This is a genomic window from Thalassobacillus devorans MSP14 (genome assembly GCF_000496835.1).
GTDB lineage: Bacteria > Bacillota > Bacilli > Bacillales > Halobacillaceae > Thalassobacillus > Thalassobacillus devorans_B.
This window is the reverse complement of record NZ_KI543236.1, coordinates 777284-793134: the sequence shown is the minus strand read 5'-3', so window position 1 is coordinate 793134 and position 15851 is coordinate 777284. Positions and strand designations below refer to the sequence as shown.

At 44.3% G+C, this 15851-nt stretch carries 11 protein-coding genes; 2 read left to right on the top strand and 9 right to left on the bottom strand.

The annotated features are described in order from the left end of the window. Positions 1 to 58: 58 nt before the first annotated feature. The 6 genes from P855_RS0104850 to P855_RS0104825 form a co-directional block, all read right to left on the bottom strand. Positions 59 to 1273 (bottom strand): EAL-associated domain-containing protein, encoded by a 1215-nt coding sequence (locus P855_RS0104850; protein ID WP_028782510.1) that lies wholly within the window; start codon positions 1271 to 1273, stop codon positions 59 to 61. 659 nt (positions 1274 to 1932) lie between these two features. After that, positions 1933 to 4644, bottom strand: a complete 2712-nt coding sequence (locus P855_RS0104845) for a UPF0182 family protein (RefSeq protein WP_028782509.1) — start codon at positions 4642 to 4644, stop codon at positions 1933 to 1935. Positions 4645 to 4862: 218 nt separating this feature from the next. After that, complete coding sequence (locus P855_RS0104840; protein WP_028782508.1) at positions 4863 to 5999, bottom strand: S1C family serine protease; 1137 nt, start codon at positions 5997 to 5999, stop codon at positions 4863 to 4865. A gap of 12 nt (positions 6000 to 6011) precedes the next feature. Next, a complete protein-coding gene (locus tag P855_RS0104835) occupies positions 6012 to 7226 on the bottom strand; it encodes an FxLYD domain-containing protein (RefSeq protein WP_028782507.1) in 1215 nt (404 codons plus the stop codon). A 336-nt stretch (positions 7227 to 7562) separates the two neighbouring features. Next, positions 7563 to 8429 carry a 5'-3' exonuclease gene (locus tag P855_RS0104830; RefSeq protein WP_028782506.1) on the bottom strand — a complete coding sequence of 289 codons (867 nt, stop codon included), beginning with the start codon at positions 8427 to 8429 and terminating at the stop codon, positions 7563 to 7565. 125 nt (positions 8430 to 8554) lie between these two features. Continuing rightward, positions 8555 to 9706, bottom strand: coding sequence for a dicarboxylate/amino acid:cation symporter (locus tag P855_RS0104825; RefSeq protein WP_028782505.1), 1152 nt, complete (start codon positions 9704 to 9706; stop codon positions 8555 to 8557). Between the two features lie 263 nt (positions 9707 to 9969). Between P855_RS0104825 and P855_RS20525 the strand changes: the two genes are divergently transcribed. After that, positions 9970 to 10443: a 3D domain-containing protein gene (locus P855_RS20525; RefSeq protein ID WP_051353091.1), complete on the top strand. Its 474-nt coding sequence runs from the start codon at positions 9970 to 9972 to the stop codon at positions 10441 to 10443. A 155-nt stretch (positions 10444 to 10598) separates the two neighbouring features. Here P855_RS20525 and P855_RS20520 read toward each other — a convergent pair whose 3' ends face one another. Then, positions 10599 to 10853 (bottom strand): hypothetical protein, encoded by a 255-nt coding sequence (locus P855_RS20520; protein ID WP_235062610.1) that lies wholly within the window; start codon positions 10851 to 10853, stop codon positions 10599 to 10601. A gap of 147 nt (positions 10854 to 11000) precedes the next feature. Beyond that, positions 11001 to 12395: a YjiH family protein gene (locus P855_RS0104810; protein ID WP_028782504.1), complete on the bottom strand. Its 1395-nt coding sequence runs from the start codon at positions 12393 to 12395 to the stop codon at positions 11001 to 11003. A 775-nt stretch (positions 12396 to 13170) separates the two neighbouring features. Between P855_RS0104810 and P855_RS0104805 the strand changes: the two genes are divergently transcribed. After that, positions 13171 to 14442 carry a YeeE/YedE family protein gene (locus tag P855_RS0104805; protein WP_084315618.1) on the top strand — a complete coding sequence of 424 codons (1272 nt, stop codon included), beginning with the start codon at positions 13171 to 13173 and terminating at the stop codon, positions 14440 to 14442. 110 nt (positions 14443 to 14552) lie between these two features. On the opposite strand, the gene P855_RS0104800 is transcribed toward P855_RS0104805, so the two are convergent. After that, a complete protein-coding gene (locus tag P855_RS0104800; protein WP_028782502.1) occupies positions 14553 to 15722 on the bottom strand; it encodes an MFS transporter in 1170 nt (389 codons plus the stop codon). Positions 15723 to 15851 lie beyond the last annotated feature (129 nt).

The window sequence follows — 15851 nt, the reverse complement described above, 5'->3', positions numbered from 1 at the left end:
TTTTAAGTATATCTACAATTGGATATTAGAGAGCCGAAAGTTCATTTATCATAAAGGCTCAAATCATTAGACATTCATGTTCATAAATGAATGAATAGCGAATATCAATGAACAGAAAGTGTTGTTCTGTCAAAGGAAAACTGAACGTACGGATGGTTTCTTTCGTTTCGATATCGGAATAGAGCTCGGATAGTATTCCTTTGTGCCATGTTTTCATCAGCATCACATTTTCAAGGAAGTAAGGACGGAATGCCCAATTGGAACCTTTCTTCCCGGATTCGACTACCCATTGGTCGCCTCTTTTTCTAAAGTTGGCTGAAACTTGCTGACCATCGCTGTTACAAACGAACATACGAAAACTCTCTTCATTAAATTGTTCGGTGATCCATTCGATGAAGGCATCTGCTTTTTTCGGGCCATCCCATTTCGATAAAACTCTCTTCACCTTATCTTCCCAATGAAGAATCAATGATAATCGTTGGTCGATCAAGGACTTTTCCCTGGTGATATACTTGGAAACTTTTTTGGATATATTCGATGCCAAAGCATTTTTAGCCAGGAATGTGGGAGCCGCTTCAGCCAAATAACTGCCCTGATAAAAACGCCCTCCGTGCTTCCAGGCGAAATGGAGCTGAAAGTCATCTTCCACGTGTTCAAACAATAAAGCTGCCCCTATGCGACGGGCTAACATGGACAGGGAATAAATGATGTCCTGAAAACTATCTGCGTTTGGCTGACGAATGATCGTTGTATCAATTTTCAAAAAATGAGGTTCCAGCTGCCGTATCCGATCAATATTCGAGCTTTTAGCTCCGACATGATCAACTGCGATTTGGATGCCATAGGTTTTATAATAAAGTAATAAATGACTCAGCGATTCAAAATCTTCATCAAAGTCATGTTCAGTCACTTCTATGACGATCCGATCCATCGTAAATCCTTCACTTTTGTATAATTGCAGTAACTCAAGGAGATCTTCCCCATTGTTCACCATCAATTGTTTCGCACTTCGATTGATAAACAAGTAACCTTGTATGTCGGACTGTTTCATCTCCGTTAAAGCGAGCTGTAACAAATGCTGTTCCACTTCTACTTTGAATTCCTCAGGAACGTCCGGGTCCTGAAAAAAGTCGTCCAGGCTGATCCATTCCTCTCCATTAAAACAACGGCCAAGCAATTCATAACCAATCACTGTATATCGGATAGCGCTGAGGACAGGCTGGTAAACAGGCTTTACTTTACTTAAATCACTGATAATATCTAATGGGTCCATCGCGCATCCTCCTTTCTTCCATTATGCCATAACAGGGGAACAGGAATGATAGAAAGCCTCCCTATCATTCTTTCTCCCCCCTATTAAACACGACATGTAAGCGTTAACAAATTGTTCATAATTTTTGGTTTCTCTCTTTGGAAATGGTGGTATAATAAAAGTGTAAACAAGATAACAAACAGTTAGACAACTTAGGTGGCTCAACCATCGCGAGTTCGTTTCCGAAACGAACAGAGACGCCGGTTCAAACAAGGGACAGCGCTTCCTGTGCAAGGTGAAAAAAGCCCTGAAATTTGGCCGGGCAGTCAAGTCTGCTGACACGATAGCTGGACAGCAGAGCGAGTAAATGATAGTGAGCTTTAAGTAGATTTTAAAAATCGGACTTAACCCGGAGGTAGAAGGAAACGGATTCACCACAGAATTATCCTTCTGCATTAGCTTTCAAGTGTGGAATCCTGGATGATTCTAACATGGTTGGGTCACCTAAGTTGTTTACCACTTTTCCTGACACATTATGTGTTAGGTTTTTTTCTTGTCTGGCAATTAAAAATTTAATGATTATTGGAGAACAATTGCATTGAGCTACATCCGGCTAAAGCGAATTCCAAATAGATCAAAAGCCCGAACAAAACTGAATTCGGGCTTTTGATGCTGGAGTATTATTGCGCTTCGCTTAATCGTGCTTCAATTTCTTCCATGATGGTACCAGCTTCTTCCCAGTTACCGTTCGAAAGTGCCTGCTGATACTGGTCAAATAAATCTGATATGTCTTTCAGAATTTCTTCTGATTGGAGAAGATCTTCCGCATTTTCTCCAGCCTGCCCTTCTTCCTGTTCACCTTCACCTTCTTCGACATTTGGGTCAATTCGCGCCAGCATTTTTTCCAGGGCTTTATCAAATGTCGGCTCCATCACTATTTGGTCGCCATAAGCAAGAATGATTTGCTTCACTTCCGGCAAGGAAGTTTCATTCGACGATTCGATATAGATAGGCTCTGCGTACAATATGGTATCTTCAAATGGTATGGCCAGCAAATTGCCGCGGATTACTTCCGAACCTCCCTGTGACCAAAGGTTAAGCTGTTGTGAAATAGTACTGTCCTGATTGATCCTGTTTTCAATTTGCTGCGGTCCATAGATATTCCTTTGCTTAGGGAAGCGGTAGACGAACGTTTCCCCGTAGTTCTCTCCGTCATTACGCACACCCATCCAGGCAATCATATTTTGCCGGTTCCTTGGTGTGTATGGCATCATTAATACAAATTCCTCTGTGTCATTCTCCGGAAGTTTCATCGTAATATAGTAAGGCTCCATTCGAATATCTTCATTGAAGTATTTCTCTGTCGGGAACTCCCACTTATCTTCCCGGTTATAAAAGACTTCGAGATTTGTCATATGGTACGTCGCATAGATGGATGCCTGGATTTTGAACAGGTCCACCGGATAGCGGAAGTGGGACTGGATATCTGCCGGTATCTCCTCGGTGAACATATCCGGGAACATTTTTTGATAAGTCTGCAGTAGTGGATCTTCCTGATTGACAGCATAAAAGTCTACTTTTCCGGTATATGCGTCCACAGCAACCTTTACCGAATTACGGATATAATTTTCCTCTTCCTTGTATGGTTCGGAATATGGATAACGCTCTGCAGTCAAATATGCATCGATCAGCCAGGATAGGCTGCCGTCTTCGCGCACAAAAATATAAGGATCCTTATCGTATTGAAGGAAAGGTGCAATTCTCTCCAAACGGTCCGTGATGTTCCGGGTATCCAGGAGTTGACTGTCTCCGTTCAACTGGTTGGATACAAACATCCGGAAGGATCCTGCATCCAGACTAAAAATCAACCGGTTCAAACCGGACAGGGGAATGCCGGTGTCTGCTTCATAGCGGGTGGATTTATTTTCATCCCCGGATGGATAATCGAATTCATCAACATTACTGTTTACAATGACATTCTGATAGTTTTCCTCACCGAAATAAATTTGAGGACGAGTGATATCCATGACCCCCTGAGAGGGGACGTTTTTCAGCATATATTCCGGCTGTCCCTGTGAGGTGATTTTGTTGACATCACTCATCGCAATACCATAGCCGTGCGTATAGCGCAGGTTTTCATTCACCCATGTCTTCGCCTGGGAAGGCAGGTCAGTGGTATTCAGTTCCCTGGCACCTAAGAAAACCTGCTGGTACGTATCATCAATGATATAGCGGTCGACATCGATATCATTGAACTGGTAATAGGTCCGGAATGTCTGGAGCTGGTTATAAATATCAAGTATCGGCCGCGCATCATTGATACGGACATTATTGATCGTCAACTGATTATTTTCCACCATTGACTGATCAAGTGACTGGTTACCTGGATGCTCACGTTCTTCAATCGTGTCCAAGTCATAGGCAGCCCTAGTATATTCCAGATTCTTCTCCAAGTACGGCTTTTCTTTTGAAAACTCATTTGGAGACACAACGTAACTCTGAACTATGACAGAGGCCCCCTGTGCAATAATGACAACTGCAACATAAGCGGCTACCGGAAGCAGCATCGCCTGCAAACGCCCGCGGATCATGGCGATAATCATCCAGACCGCACCCAGGACTGCTACCCCAGCCAATATATAAGAAGCCGGGTTGTTGATCAGTTTATCTGTGTAACTCAATCCATGCACGACACTGGTCTGGAAAATGTTCACCTGGTTAGTCAACAGGGTGGCATAAGGCTCCAGCACATGTACCGCTGCCAGCAGTAAACCAATAATACCAAGCGTTACACCCAAGTGAAGCTGTGCCAGCCGACTTTCCCTGTACATCGAAAATACCGAATAGAATCCGAGTTCAATCAGTAATAAAAAGACCCCTAACCCCAATAATGTATGAAGCACAAAATTGATAAATGGCAAAATGAACATATAAAAAGAGATGTCCATATCGAAATGTGGATCGCTTATACCGAAAGAACTATGGTTCAGAAACTTAAGCCATAATTCCCAGCCAATCCCCTGTACAATACTACTGCCGAACAATCCTGCCAACGCAGAGAGCCCAATAAGTATCAACCGTGCCCATTTCCTGTTCAGAAGGATGGCAGGAAGACGTTCACGGTCAAAAAAGCTGATATACGTCCTCCTCACCGATGCCAGGGTCCCATACATCAGGAAAAAGAAGATGAGGAACCCTGTAACCCCCAGCATGATTTTACTTGTAAATATTGTCATATAAACCGATTTAAAACCAAGTGAATCCATCCAAATGTAATCCGTGATCCAGTTCAGTGTAAGTGCCAGCAATACAGCCAGCACCACAAACACACCGAAAATCTTGCCCAATATAGATCCGAATTTTTTCAGTTTCAGTTTTTGTTTTGTTGGCATATTAATCGTTCGATTACCCACTGTTTTCCCCCTTAGATATGCTCGATATAAAAATTCTTTGTTAAATCATAAAGTTTTCCGATTATACAGGTATACGGATACACCCCATCATTTGTTTCATCCTATATTATTCATTTTACTCCAGGCTTCCTCCATTGAACATACAATTTCTACGTGCTAAGAAAAATCCCGGCAGCTGTTACGCTGCCGGGAGCAAATCAGGATGAAATTTCTTCGCCTTTTCCTGCTAATATTTTCAGTTGATCGTTCTCCAGCCCTACGGTGTAGACCAGTTTATATTTTTTTAATTTCACTTCCCCGCCTACTGTTTCTTCAGCAGTGATAAAGGCAGTAACCTCCACATTTTTACCTGCCTGCTTTGGAATCAAGTCATCGATTTTTACCGATAACGTATTAGAATAGCCTTTTCGGAAGCTTTCGTACGAATTGTTCCCTTGCCAGCTGCTGCCGATCAGGGAATAGGCAGTGACGAAGTCTCCCTGGTTAATGCTTTCATAAAAGTACTCGACAATATAAGTGGCCTGATCGATCGGTGTGACATTATAGCCTTCACCCGGTCCGCCTACGGTATCCTGGATCTCCGGCAGGCTTTTCATAGGATTTTCCGACCATCTTTCCACCAGGTTTATGATATCCGGAATCGGAATACTGAAACCGATCGCTTCTTTATCCAGTTTTGCTGAGTTGATCCCAATCACTTTACCGGTTTCTGCATCCACGAGCGGGCCACCGCTGTTCCCTGGCTGAATCGGCGCTGAAATCTGATACAATCCCCGGTACTCAAACGGAGCGATATCGAATTCACGGTCCAACCCCGTGATTTCACCGGTCATCACTGTATTCTGCAAGCCCAGAGGACTTCCCAAAGCCAGCACTTTATCCAGCATTCCAGCTTTATTTTTCCGTTCCAACGGTAATGGTTCGGCATCTTCAAGGGCTGGCACACGTACGACAGCCACATCGGTGGTGGTGCTGATGCCGATGACTTTCCCTGTTACTTCTTTGGAATCCGCGGTTGTGATTGTCACTTCTTCCGTGTTGGCTACCACATGGGCATTCGTGAGGACATCTCCTTTGTCATTATAAAGGAAACCGGAGCCCTGCTCCCCATCACTCTTTGTAATCTGAACGACGCGTTTTTGAGTTTCTTTGATGATCTCTTCCTGTTCTTTTGTAACCGGCTTTTCCACTGACTGGTCATTTCCGGTCTGTACCAATGCGGAGGCTTCCGTAAGTTTCGTCGGCATTATGTCCTGGATGTAAAAAACTCCCGAGGCGCCTGCAATGGCAATAATGACAGAGAGGATGATGCTGATCAGCCATTTACGATTCATGCTGCGTCCCTCCTACTCGACGTACCATTCAATATTTTTGACTTTCACATCGACTTGTTTATTGATTTCAAAAAATTGTTTTTCAAACTTACCTGTATCTCCCGGATTTAAGTACATCGGGTACACGGTGACCGTATTTTCTTCCGTCTTGATCGGATTTCCTTCTTTATCGAGAATTTCCAGCTCTACGGTTACGGAACTGATGATTTTAGTCGCGACACTTTTTACTTCTCCTGTCACTGTAAGATCACCGAGGTCATCGAGTTTTGCCTTGACATTTTTCACTTCAACCGCTGCAGTCTGGTTCTTCAAATCTTCCTGGGCAGCCTGCTCTGCCGCGCGCTCAATCCGTTCTCGCTGTGCCTGGACAAACGCTTCCTGCTCTTGACGGATCCGCTTTTTCAATTGCAGCAATTTATCATTATTGACTGCAAACTGCAGAGCATGATCGACAGCTGCTACTGCTTTATTGAATTCTTTGCCTTCAATATGGTTTTCCGCATCATTGGAAGCGATGGTCACAATCTTTTCCATGATTTTAGCCTTTACTTTTGTGGCTTCTTCTAAGTTATACCGGGACAAGGTAGACAGATTGGCTGCCAATTGGTCCACCGTCGTAAGTTCAGCCAATTCACTGTTAATGCGCTTGATTTTGATTTGGGAATCCATCGTATCCAGCTTTGGCAAAAGACCCGGGACCAGTTTGCTCTTACTGGCCTTCACATTTTCGCGAAGCGCTGCAATCTGGTCGGTAGCTTTTGCCAGCTGATCACGCTGGATCTCTTTCTCAATTTGCTTCATTTCCTCCTGGAAACCATCTGCTTCTTTTATAAATGCCAGGTCTTTTTTCAATACTGCAAAATCTTCCCTTTTGTCGATCGCACTTTTCAGCATGGATGCCGCTTCGTCATACTTTCCTTCTAAGGCGGAAGCCTCCGCATCCCTCTTTAACTGAAGCACTTCTTCGTTTACATTCTTTTCGTAGGCATAGGTGTAACCGACACCCCCGGCACTAAGCAGCAATACGATGACTGGAAGCAAAATCATCTTCCAATTTTTCTTCCCTTTCGGCTGCTTATGCTCGAAACGGGAGGATGGCTCTTCTGCTACTGTAGCTGATATTTCGTCATTATGTAGGCTGTTTTTTTCATCAAGCCTTGTACCACAATTGGGACAAAAACGAGAGCCCTCGTTCACTTCTTCCTGACAACCTGGGCACTTTCTCATGGGCTCACTCCCCTTTATTATAATAATATTCTGCTAGATTAAATGGTAAATAAATGGAACAAATACATACTTTTTCAATTATAGCATGTTTCGGCAAATTTTCGGATATAGATGGTAGATTTTCGGTTATAAAAAAAAGCTCCGTCAGCATGATTACGAAAAGGGAGGCAGAAAACAACTCCCTTTCCGCGGATGTACGGTCGGGTTACCTTGCTGCATCACGGGGTCCCGGCTCGTACAATTTCCCGCAGGAGTCTTGTCGTTTCCTGCCTCCCTATACATAAAAATAATGGTTAACGAAACCAATGATTATCAAACTGTGCACTTTTTGTTCCATTATGAAAGTAAGGAATCAAGTCGTTTAAATTCCAGTTCATTGAACTTTTCCATCATCCGTTCCTGATTCACCTCAAAAATAGCATCATCGAGGGAACAATCGACATCGACTTCACAGTGAATCGCTGCCAACTTACGAGACAGATGAAGCATATCGAGCTCGTTTTCGATTTTCGTACGCTGCCCTTTAGTCAGGTTCGGAAGATTCTCCAAAATCCCTTCGATCGTTTCATACTCGGTCAAAAGCTTCAGGGCAGTCTTCTCCCCAATCCCTTTGACACCTGGATAGTTATCACTGCTATCTCCCATCAATGCTTTCAGATCGACCATCTGTGCAGGAGTGATTCCTTTTTCCTCCATAAAATTATCATGCTGGTACTCGGCATAATTGCCATATCCTTTTTTCAGCAAAGATACGGTGACATTGTCTTGCAGCAGCTGGAGAATATCCTGGTCCCCTGTCAAAATAATAACTTCGGAGTGCTCCTTATACTTATTGCTCAGTGTGCCGATACAGTCATCCGCTTCATAGCCGGCAAGCCCGACATTCGGAATGTCAAGGGACTCCACCACTTCCTTGACGAGATCAAACTGTGGAATCAATTCGACAGGCGGCTCACCGCGGTTCGCTTTATAATCCGGAAAAATTTCGTTCCGGAAAGTGGTACTGCCCATGTCCCAGCAGCAAACCACATGGCTTGGTTCATAGTTTTTCGTTGCCGTAAATAAGTGTTTGACGAAACCATACACCGCATTCGTCGGTACACCTTTACTGTTAATCATATAATAGTTGCTCATCGCAGTGGCATAAAAAGCGCGGAACAACAGCGCCATGCCATCCACAAGCAGGATCCTGTTCTGATTCATTGGTACTCCCCCTCTGTTTAAGAAACGTGCTTACCTGTTACTAGTATACTAGGCGGCCTCCATGAAAGAAAGACGGAGACAAGAAAAACACGCTGGCTAATGATACCAGCGTGCTTTTCAATCTATTATTTAGTAAACCGGTTGGCAATCATGGTCAATGCGCCATCGCCGGTTACGTTTGTTGCCGTTCCGAAGCTGTCCTGTGCTAAATATAGTGCAATCATCAGTGAGGTCATCGCAGGACCGAAGCCAAGCATCGACTCCAGCAGACCAAGGGCCGCCATGACCGCTCCACCCGGAACGCCAGGAGCAGCAATCATTGTAACACCCAGCATCAAAATGAACGGCATAATGGCACTGAATCCTGCAGCCTGTCCCTGCATGTACATCACTGCCATGGCACAGCTGGTAATCGTAATGGTACTCCCGGCCAGATGGACATTGGCAAGTAACGGAATGCCGAAATCTGCCACCCGTTCACGGGCACCGACTTTTTTCACCCGCTTCAAAGTAACTGGAATGGTAGCTGCCGAAGACTGGGTCCCAAGCGCTGTAAAATAAGCCGGCATCATCGTGCGCAGCATCCGGATCGGGTTCTTTTTACTAAAGGAACCTGCAAGTGTATAAACAAGTGCCAGGTAAACCAAGTGAAGCAGGATGATCATGATGAATACTTTCCAGAAAACGTTCAAAATGGTCTGAACCTGACCGGCATAGGTCATATTGGCAAAAATTCCGAAAATGTGAAAAGGAAGTAATGGGATGATCACTTTTTCAATCACCAGTTGGATGATCGAACGAAATTCATCCATCACATCCAATAAGGCATTGCCTTTCAATCGTGAAATTCCAAGTCCGATGATAAAAGCTAAAATCAGGGCTCCCATCACACCGATCACTTGGGGCATATCGACTGTAAAAGAAGCTTCTACCAGCGCTTCTTCCGGATTTTTCAATTCAGCTGCCGACTGTCCCTGCAGCATGAATGGGTAGAGCGTCCCGGCCACAAGGAAGGCCAGTAAACCTGCCGAGACCGTTGAGCTGTAAGCCAATCCGGTGGTAAGCCCAAGCATCTTGCCTGCCCCGCGGCCCATGGAACCAATTCCAGGAGCGATGAATCCCAGGATGATTAAAGGTATGACAAAGCTTAGAAAGTTTCCGAACAGACCGGTAAAGGTAGCAAATACTTCCACCAGCCATTCCGGAGCGAATGAACCGATTAAAATTCCTAATAGAATAGCGATGATGATTCGTGCGAGTAAAGGTACTTTTTTCATGGTGTTTCTCTCCTCCCGATGTACGTCTCCAATGTATGTTTGTATATTCAAGAAAGAATCATACTCTCTACTCTATTACAAAGCGACCCATTAGAAAAGGGAAAAAACTTGTTAATTTATGTTTTTTGCAGGGATTATCAAAGTAAACGCTTACTTTTCCAATGTCATTATTCTGCAATCAAAATGTATTGTCCTTGTAGTTTTATAGATTCTGCAACCTTGCTACAATATGGAAAGTAGTTACATCGAAGGAGGCAATAAGCATGAAATATTTGAGAAAAATTGTCGTCGTCCTTATTCTATTAGCTGGAATTACATTAACGAATGAGCTTCATTCCCATGCTGAAATGACAAGCGAAAAACAAGTCGCGTTAACCGATAAATCTGATCAATTGAAGCGTTTCGAAGCGAACCACAAGCCGGTACAAACCTCCCAGACTGCTAAAGGGAAAAAAGTTACCGTAGAGGCTACTGCCTACACCGCCTCCTGCGAAGGTTGTTCAGGCATCACCTATACAGGCATCGATTTAAAAGCAAACCCTGGAAAGAAAGTGATCGCCATCGATCCTGACGTTATCCCAATCGGTTCAAAAGTCCATGTACCCGGTTATGGGACAGCCATTGCCGGTGACATCGGGGGCGATATCCAAGGTAATCGCATCGACCTGTACATGGCTGACCTGGCGGACGCAAAAGCATTCGGCCGTGAGCATTTGGAAGTTACTATTTTAAATTAGCCAGAATCAAGGAACAAAAGCGCAGGCACCTTGCTAGTAATGACGTTCGACTAAAAGCGGCACGTCGTACAGTTATCCACAAATAGAAAATTTTATAATTTCCTGGACAACAAAAAAGGCGCCCGGCTTAATCAGATAAGCCGGACGCTTTTTTATCAGTCTTCATCTTTATTCAGAAAGTCTTCTTCGCGTTCCAAATCACCGACGAAGAACGTTTCCACACGGTCGGTGCGAATGACCAGATCATCATCCAATGACCACCAAATACCTCTTTCCAATTGCTTTATGATAAATTCACATGCTTCACGAGTCGTATGAGGTTCACTCAATTCTACTTCTTGTGTCACCGTTCTTCCGCTATTCATCAGAAAATTGAACTGCCATACTTGTTTACTTTCTTCTTCTGCCAATGTCTTCATCCTTTCTTTTTGCATGTGTCGATTATTTTAGTATAGTCGATTCCCAGCCGCAAATGATTTGGGCAGTTTTTTTGAAAAATTAGCACATTTTGCTTACTGTGCAGGTCTTTCCCACCTGTTAGATTGCCCAGCCCATCTTTAAAATATCAAATGGGCAAAGAGGACAATAATCGGCAGGGTAACTACCGTTCTTTGTAAAAAGATCACGAACATTTCGCCGATGCTAAGCGGAATTTTCGACTTCAATATCAATACCCCAATCTCCGACATATAAATCAACTGGGTAATTGAAATACCTGCGATCACAAATCGAGTCAATTCACTCTCAATCCCGCTTCCTATCACTGCCGGGAGGAACATATCCGCAAAGCCGACGATCAGAGCGGGTGCAGCTTCATTCGCTTCAGGCAGCTGCATCCATTCCAGTACCGGTACCAGCGGGTAGGACAACCATACGAATACCGGAGTGTATTCCGCTAACACCAATGCCAGGGTACCAAGTCCCATCACGACTGGAATCAAACCAAGCCAAATATCCAGTACGTTTGCAAAGCCACGGTAAATGACGTTTTTATAAGAACTGACTTTTTCTGCCTGATCCATCGCCTTCTCCAGACCCGATTGGAAACTTGATTTGCCAGATGGTACATATTCTTCGATTTGCTTCCCGGCCACTTCATCATATTCGTCTTTCTTCTTTGACAATGGCGGAATTCGTGGCACGATCACCGCTGCTGCCAATACCGCTAAGGTGACAACTAAGTAAAATGGAACAAAATATTGCTCTAAGCCGATGAAGGTGATGACAACCAGACTGAAAGCAATCGAAGCGATTGAGAAGTTGGTCGCAATAACGGATGCTTCCCTTTTCGTATAATATCCCTGTTCAAATTGCTGTGTCGTAATCAAAACACCGACCGGACCGGCTCCCATCCAGGAGGCTGTCGCGTCAATCGCTGAACGGCCAGGAAGCTTGAACACCGGATGCATCACTTTTCTGAGCAGTGTCCCTATGAAGTCCATCAAACCGAAAGACATCAGAAAGGGCATCAATAGTGCCGCAAATAAAAACCATGTAGTCAACACCGGAACAAGGGAGTATAAGACGGTTCCGCCGGTGATATCAGACCAGATGAACTCCGGTCCGACCTGCATCATGGTCATGATCGCAAATACTGCCCCAATAATTCTTACCCCTGTCCAGAAAAATGAAACGTCCAACAAGTTTTTTATAAGCGGGCTTCTTTCAACCCATTGTGGCTGTGTCATTCTGACAGCTAATGCACCAAGTGCTGACAGTGTTACAAGAATGGTCATAAATAATGGAATTTGATCAGCGAAGTATCCCTGTACTGATTCAGCCAGGATACCGACTCCGATCGTCACTTTCCCCTGGAAAGGAATTGGTATTAAAAATAATAAAATCCCAATGAATGATGGGATAAGAAATTTATTGAAACTGGTCCAAGGAAATGCTTTATCTTTGTTCGTCTGATGAATTTCCTGATATGTCGTCTGCTTCTTCGCTTCCATTTCTAAGTCCCCCTGAAAATAAGTTAGTTATAAATATACATAATATTATATATTTATGCAATAGCTTCTTTACTAATAATTGAACTTATTAAACAGTCTTCCTTATTTACCAACGAATCTTATTCAACAATATGGCCGAATTGTGGAAGACTTGATTTCGAGATGTTGTTGGAGTTGAGGGGCTTCGGGAAACGATTCGCTTTCCGTGGGCGTGTGCTGAGTCTCCTCAGGCTTCGCCTTGCGGGGCCTCATCTATCACTCAGCTCCCACAGGAGTCTCACCGTTTCCCTACGCCCCCTTGCCCTGGGAAGTTCTCGAAATCAGCCGAAGAAAACTGTCCTATGATTGAAGATTTTAATGCCTCTACATCCTTTGTAAAATGCCTCAGGATGAAGATTTCAGCTACATTCTTTCTCTTTGTGAAGGGTCCGTTTAATACAAAACTGGCTGGATGGGGAGGGAAACGGCGAGACTCCCGCGGGAGAAGGGTCTAGGCAAGATCCCACAGGGCTTTAGCCCGAGGAAGCTTGCCAGGTCCCCCGCAGGAAAGCGAGTTGTTTCCCGGACCATTCCCTTCCACTCATGGTAACGGACCCAACCATCTTGAAACTGAGTCTTCAGCAATTGGGAGCTTATCTGTAATCTCAGCGCGGAGCTTTAACAGGGCTAAATTTTATTCGTGATTAAATTAATGGGTTTACAAAACTTTGGAATCGTCTTATTATGTATAAAAGTTAAAACTTATTATATTTATCGGAATTAGGAGGTATTAGTTATGGCTCAAACATCCGCGGAAAGACAACCGAAACAACCTGCCATTTCCGCTCAAGTAAAACAGGCAACAACTGTTGTCACATCTTTAAATCCTGTTCAAAAACCCGCATTGTCAACCGGGTTGATCATATCTATAATTTTGCTATCCGTCACAGTAGCTGTTGCTGGATGGACACAAGGAGTGCTTCTTATCATTGGTATCGGCCTGGGGCTGACACTATTGCATGCCAGGTTCGGATTTACCTCTGCTTTCCGGAGACTGCTATCTGTCGGTAATGTGCAGGGACTGCAGGCACATATGGTGATGCTTGCTGTCGCCACGACGTTATTTGCAATCATTTTTGCTACCAACTTCAGTTTTACTGGAACGGATCCTGTCGGTTATGTTTCGCCGGTAGGGATAAGCGTTGTCGTTGGCTCTTTCCTGTTTGGAATGGGTATGCAAATGGGTTCTGGCTGTGCATCCGGTACCTTATATAGTGTCGGTGGAGGAAAATCCTCCATGCTATTAACATTGCTTGGATTTATTGCAGGTTCTGTGATCGGTGCTTACCACTTTATTTTCTGGACTGAACAGACACCATCCCTGCCAGCCATTTCTTTAGCTGAATCTACCGGCCTCGGATATTTAGGCGGCTGGGCACTACAGATGGTGATTTTCCTTGGAATCTATGGATTAACAGTAAAGTATGCGCGTAAGAAGAACCCGCCGCACATGAAACCATTAGCAACTACGACAGGTTTGAAAAAACTATGGCGCGGTGCATGGCCGCTGCTTGTTGCAGCTGTCGTGCTGGCTGTATTGAACGCCCTGACATTGACCATTCGTGGTAATCCTTGGGGGATTACATCCGCTTTTGCCTTATGGGGATCCAAATTTCTCATGATGTTCGGTGTTGACGTATCAAGTTGGGGCTACTGGCAAGGCAATACCGAGGCATTGCAAACAACCGTGCTCGCCGACTCCACCAGCGTCATGAACTTCGGCATCCTCCTCGGTGCCTTCATGGCAGCAGCTGCTCAAGGCAACTTCAAACCTGGAAAAATCAAACCTGGCATTGCTGGTGCTTCTATCATTGGCGGACTGATGATGGGATATGGTGCTCGTTTGGCTTTCGGGTGCAACATCGGAGCTTATTTCGGAGGAATCGCATCGTTTAGCCTGCACGGCTGGGTGTGGATGATCATGGCATTGGCAGGAAGTTACCTTGCCCTGTTCATTCGTCCGATTTTCGGCTTGAAAAACCCTAACCCTAAAGACTCCATGTGTTAAATAGTAAGTAAAGCGCAAACGCTTTGCACTAACCTAAAAATCAACTTGTTTACAAAAAAAGGTGCGGACCCCAAGTGGATCCGCACCTTTTTCTTTCTTATTTTTCTTTATCAGACTTTCTGCTTCGATTTCTCCTTGTTCATAAACAGGGTGGTGATGAACATCAGTGTCAGGAAACCGATGATCAGACTGAAACCGCCGGCTTGTCCGAACGCTTCGGATACGGCACCGACAAGCAGTGCTGCCGCACCGCCGCCGATACCTGATGCGACGTAAATCAAACCGAGTGCGGTACCAGGGTTTTTAGAAATCGATGTTCCGAATGCCGTACCTGTCGGGAACAGTGTCGAGAAGAACAGCCCGGCACCGGCAAACAAGTATGGCAGCTGTTCCGCAAACATAAAGCTTACTCCGATCATCAAGGCTGATCCAAGGGAGAAAGTAATGAGTATTTTACGTTCATTAATGTGATTCGATAGATAAGCGACTCCCAGTCGTCCTGCCATAAAGAATATCGAGAACAACGTCAGGATAGTTGCTACCATATCTTCCTTGGCAGACGTTGATAAACCTCCAAGATCCAGACTCTTCAAGTAAGTCGGGAAGAAGTTCATAAAGGAAACTTCCGCTGATACTTCTAGCATAAGAAATACCATCAAAAATACCATCTGGGCATCCTTCAACATCGGAATGAAAGCCTTCAGGTTGATTTTTTCTACTTTTCCTTCCGGGAAGTTGACAGAAGTGATATAGATGATAACACCTATGTGCAAGGATGCGATGGCAATGTAAAACACTCTCCAGTCTGCGAACTGGAACAGCCAATTCAGAATTTGCGGGAACAACACCATCCCAAGGCCATAAATCCCCATCGCCAAGTTGAACATCTGGTTCTGTTTTTTTGGATAAGCTGCAGGGACGATCGCGTTACCAGCTACACCCAGTGCACCAAGACCAAACCCTACCAGCATGTAGAACCCTAAGAAGAACATGATATTAGGAGCCAGTCCTGTACCAAGGAAACCAGATCCCATCAGAACTGCAGCGATGATCATCATGATCCGGAGACCGTTTTTATCTGTCAGATAACCGAAGATCAAACTTGCTAACGTAAAACCTAACTGGAATATGAATACGACAAATCCGAATTCGCTCATATCCAGTCCGATGTCTTTTTCCACCTGGTCCAATACAATTCCTTTTGTATTCGTGACACCACCAGAAATAAATTGTGTGAATAATAGTATCATTAAAGCATGTATACTTTTTCCTTTTGACATTGCAGATTACCTCCATTAATTGTTATGTCTTTTCTGCTAGTCCGTCCATTCCACGTGTATATTTCTTTAAAACCTGTCTGATTATTTTGTCTTTGTATGGAGGTAATGGTGCCATCTTCTCTAAGGATT

Bases quoted from the DNA above. Each gene is read 5' to 3' on its own strand.
- P855_RS0104850 (WP_028782510.1), bottom strand. From the start codon at position 1,273: ATGGACCCATTAGATATTATCAGTGATTTAAGTAAAGTAAAGCCTGTT.
- P855_RS0104845 (WP_028782509.1), bottom strand. From the start codon at position 4,644: ATGCCAACAAAACAAAAACTGAAACTGAAAAAATTCGGATCTATATTG.
- P855_RS0104840 (WP_028782508.1), bottom strand. From the start codon at position 5,999: ATGAATCGTAAATGGCTGATCAGCATCATCCTCTCTGTCATTATTGCC.
- P855_RS0104835 (WP_028782507.1), bottom strand. From the start codon at position 7,226: ATGAGAAAGTGCCCAGGTTGTCAGGAAGAAGTGAACGAGGGCTCTCGT.
- P855_RS0104830 (WP_028782506.1), bottom strand. From the start codon at position 8,429: ATGAATCAGAACAGGATCCTGCTTGTGGATGGCATGGCGCTGTTGTTC.
- P855_RS0104825 (WP_028782505.1), bottom strand. From the start codon at position 9,706: ATGAAAAAAGTACCTTTACTCGCACGAATCATCATCGCTATTCTATTA.
- P855_RS20525 (WP_051353091.1), top strand. From the start codon at position 9,970: ATGAAATATTTGAGAAAAATTGTCGTCGTCCTTATTCTATTAGCTGGA.
- P855_RS0104810 (WP_028782504.1), bottom strand. From the start codon at position 12,395: ATGGAAGCGAAGAAGCAGACGACATATCAGGAAATTCATCAGACGAAC.
- P855_RS0104805 (WP_084315618.1), top strand. From the start codon at position 13,171: ATGGCTCAAACATCCGCGGAAAGACAACCGAAACAACCTGCCATTTCC.
- P855_RS0104800 (WP_028782502.1), bottom strand. From the start codon at position 15,722: ATGTCAAAAGGAAAAAGTATACATGCTTTAATGATACTATTATTCACA.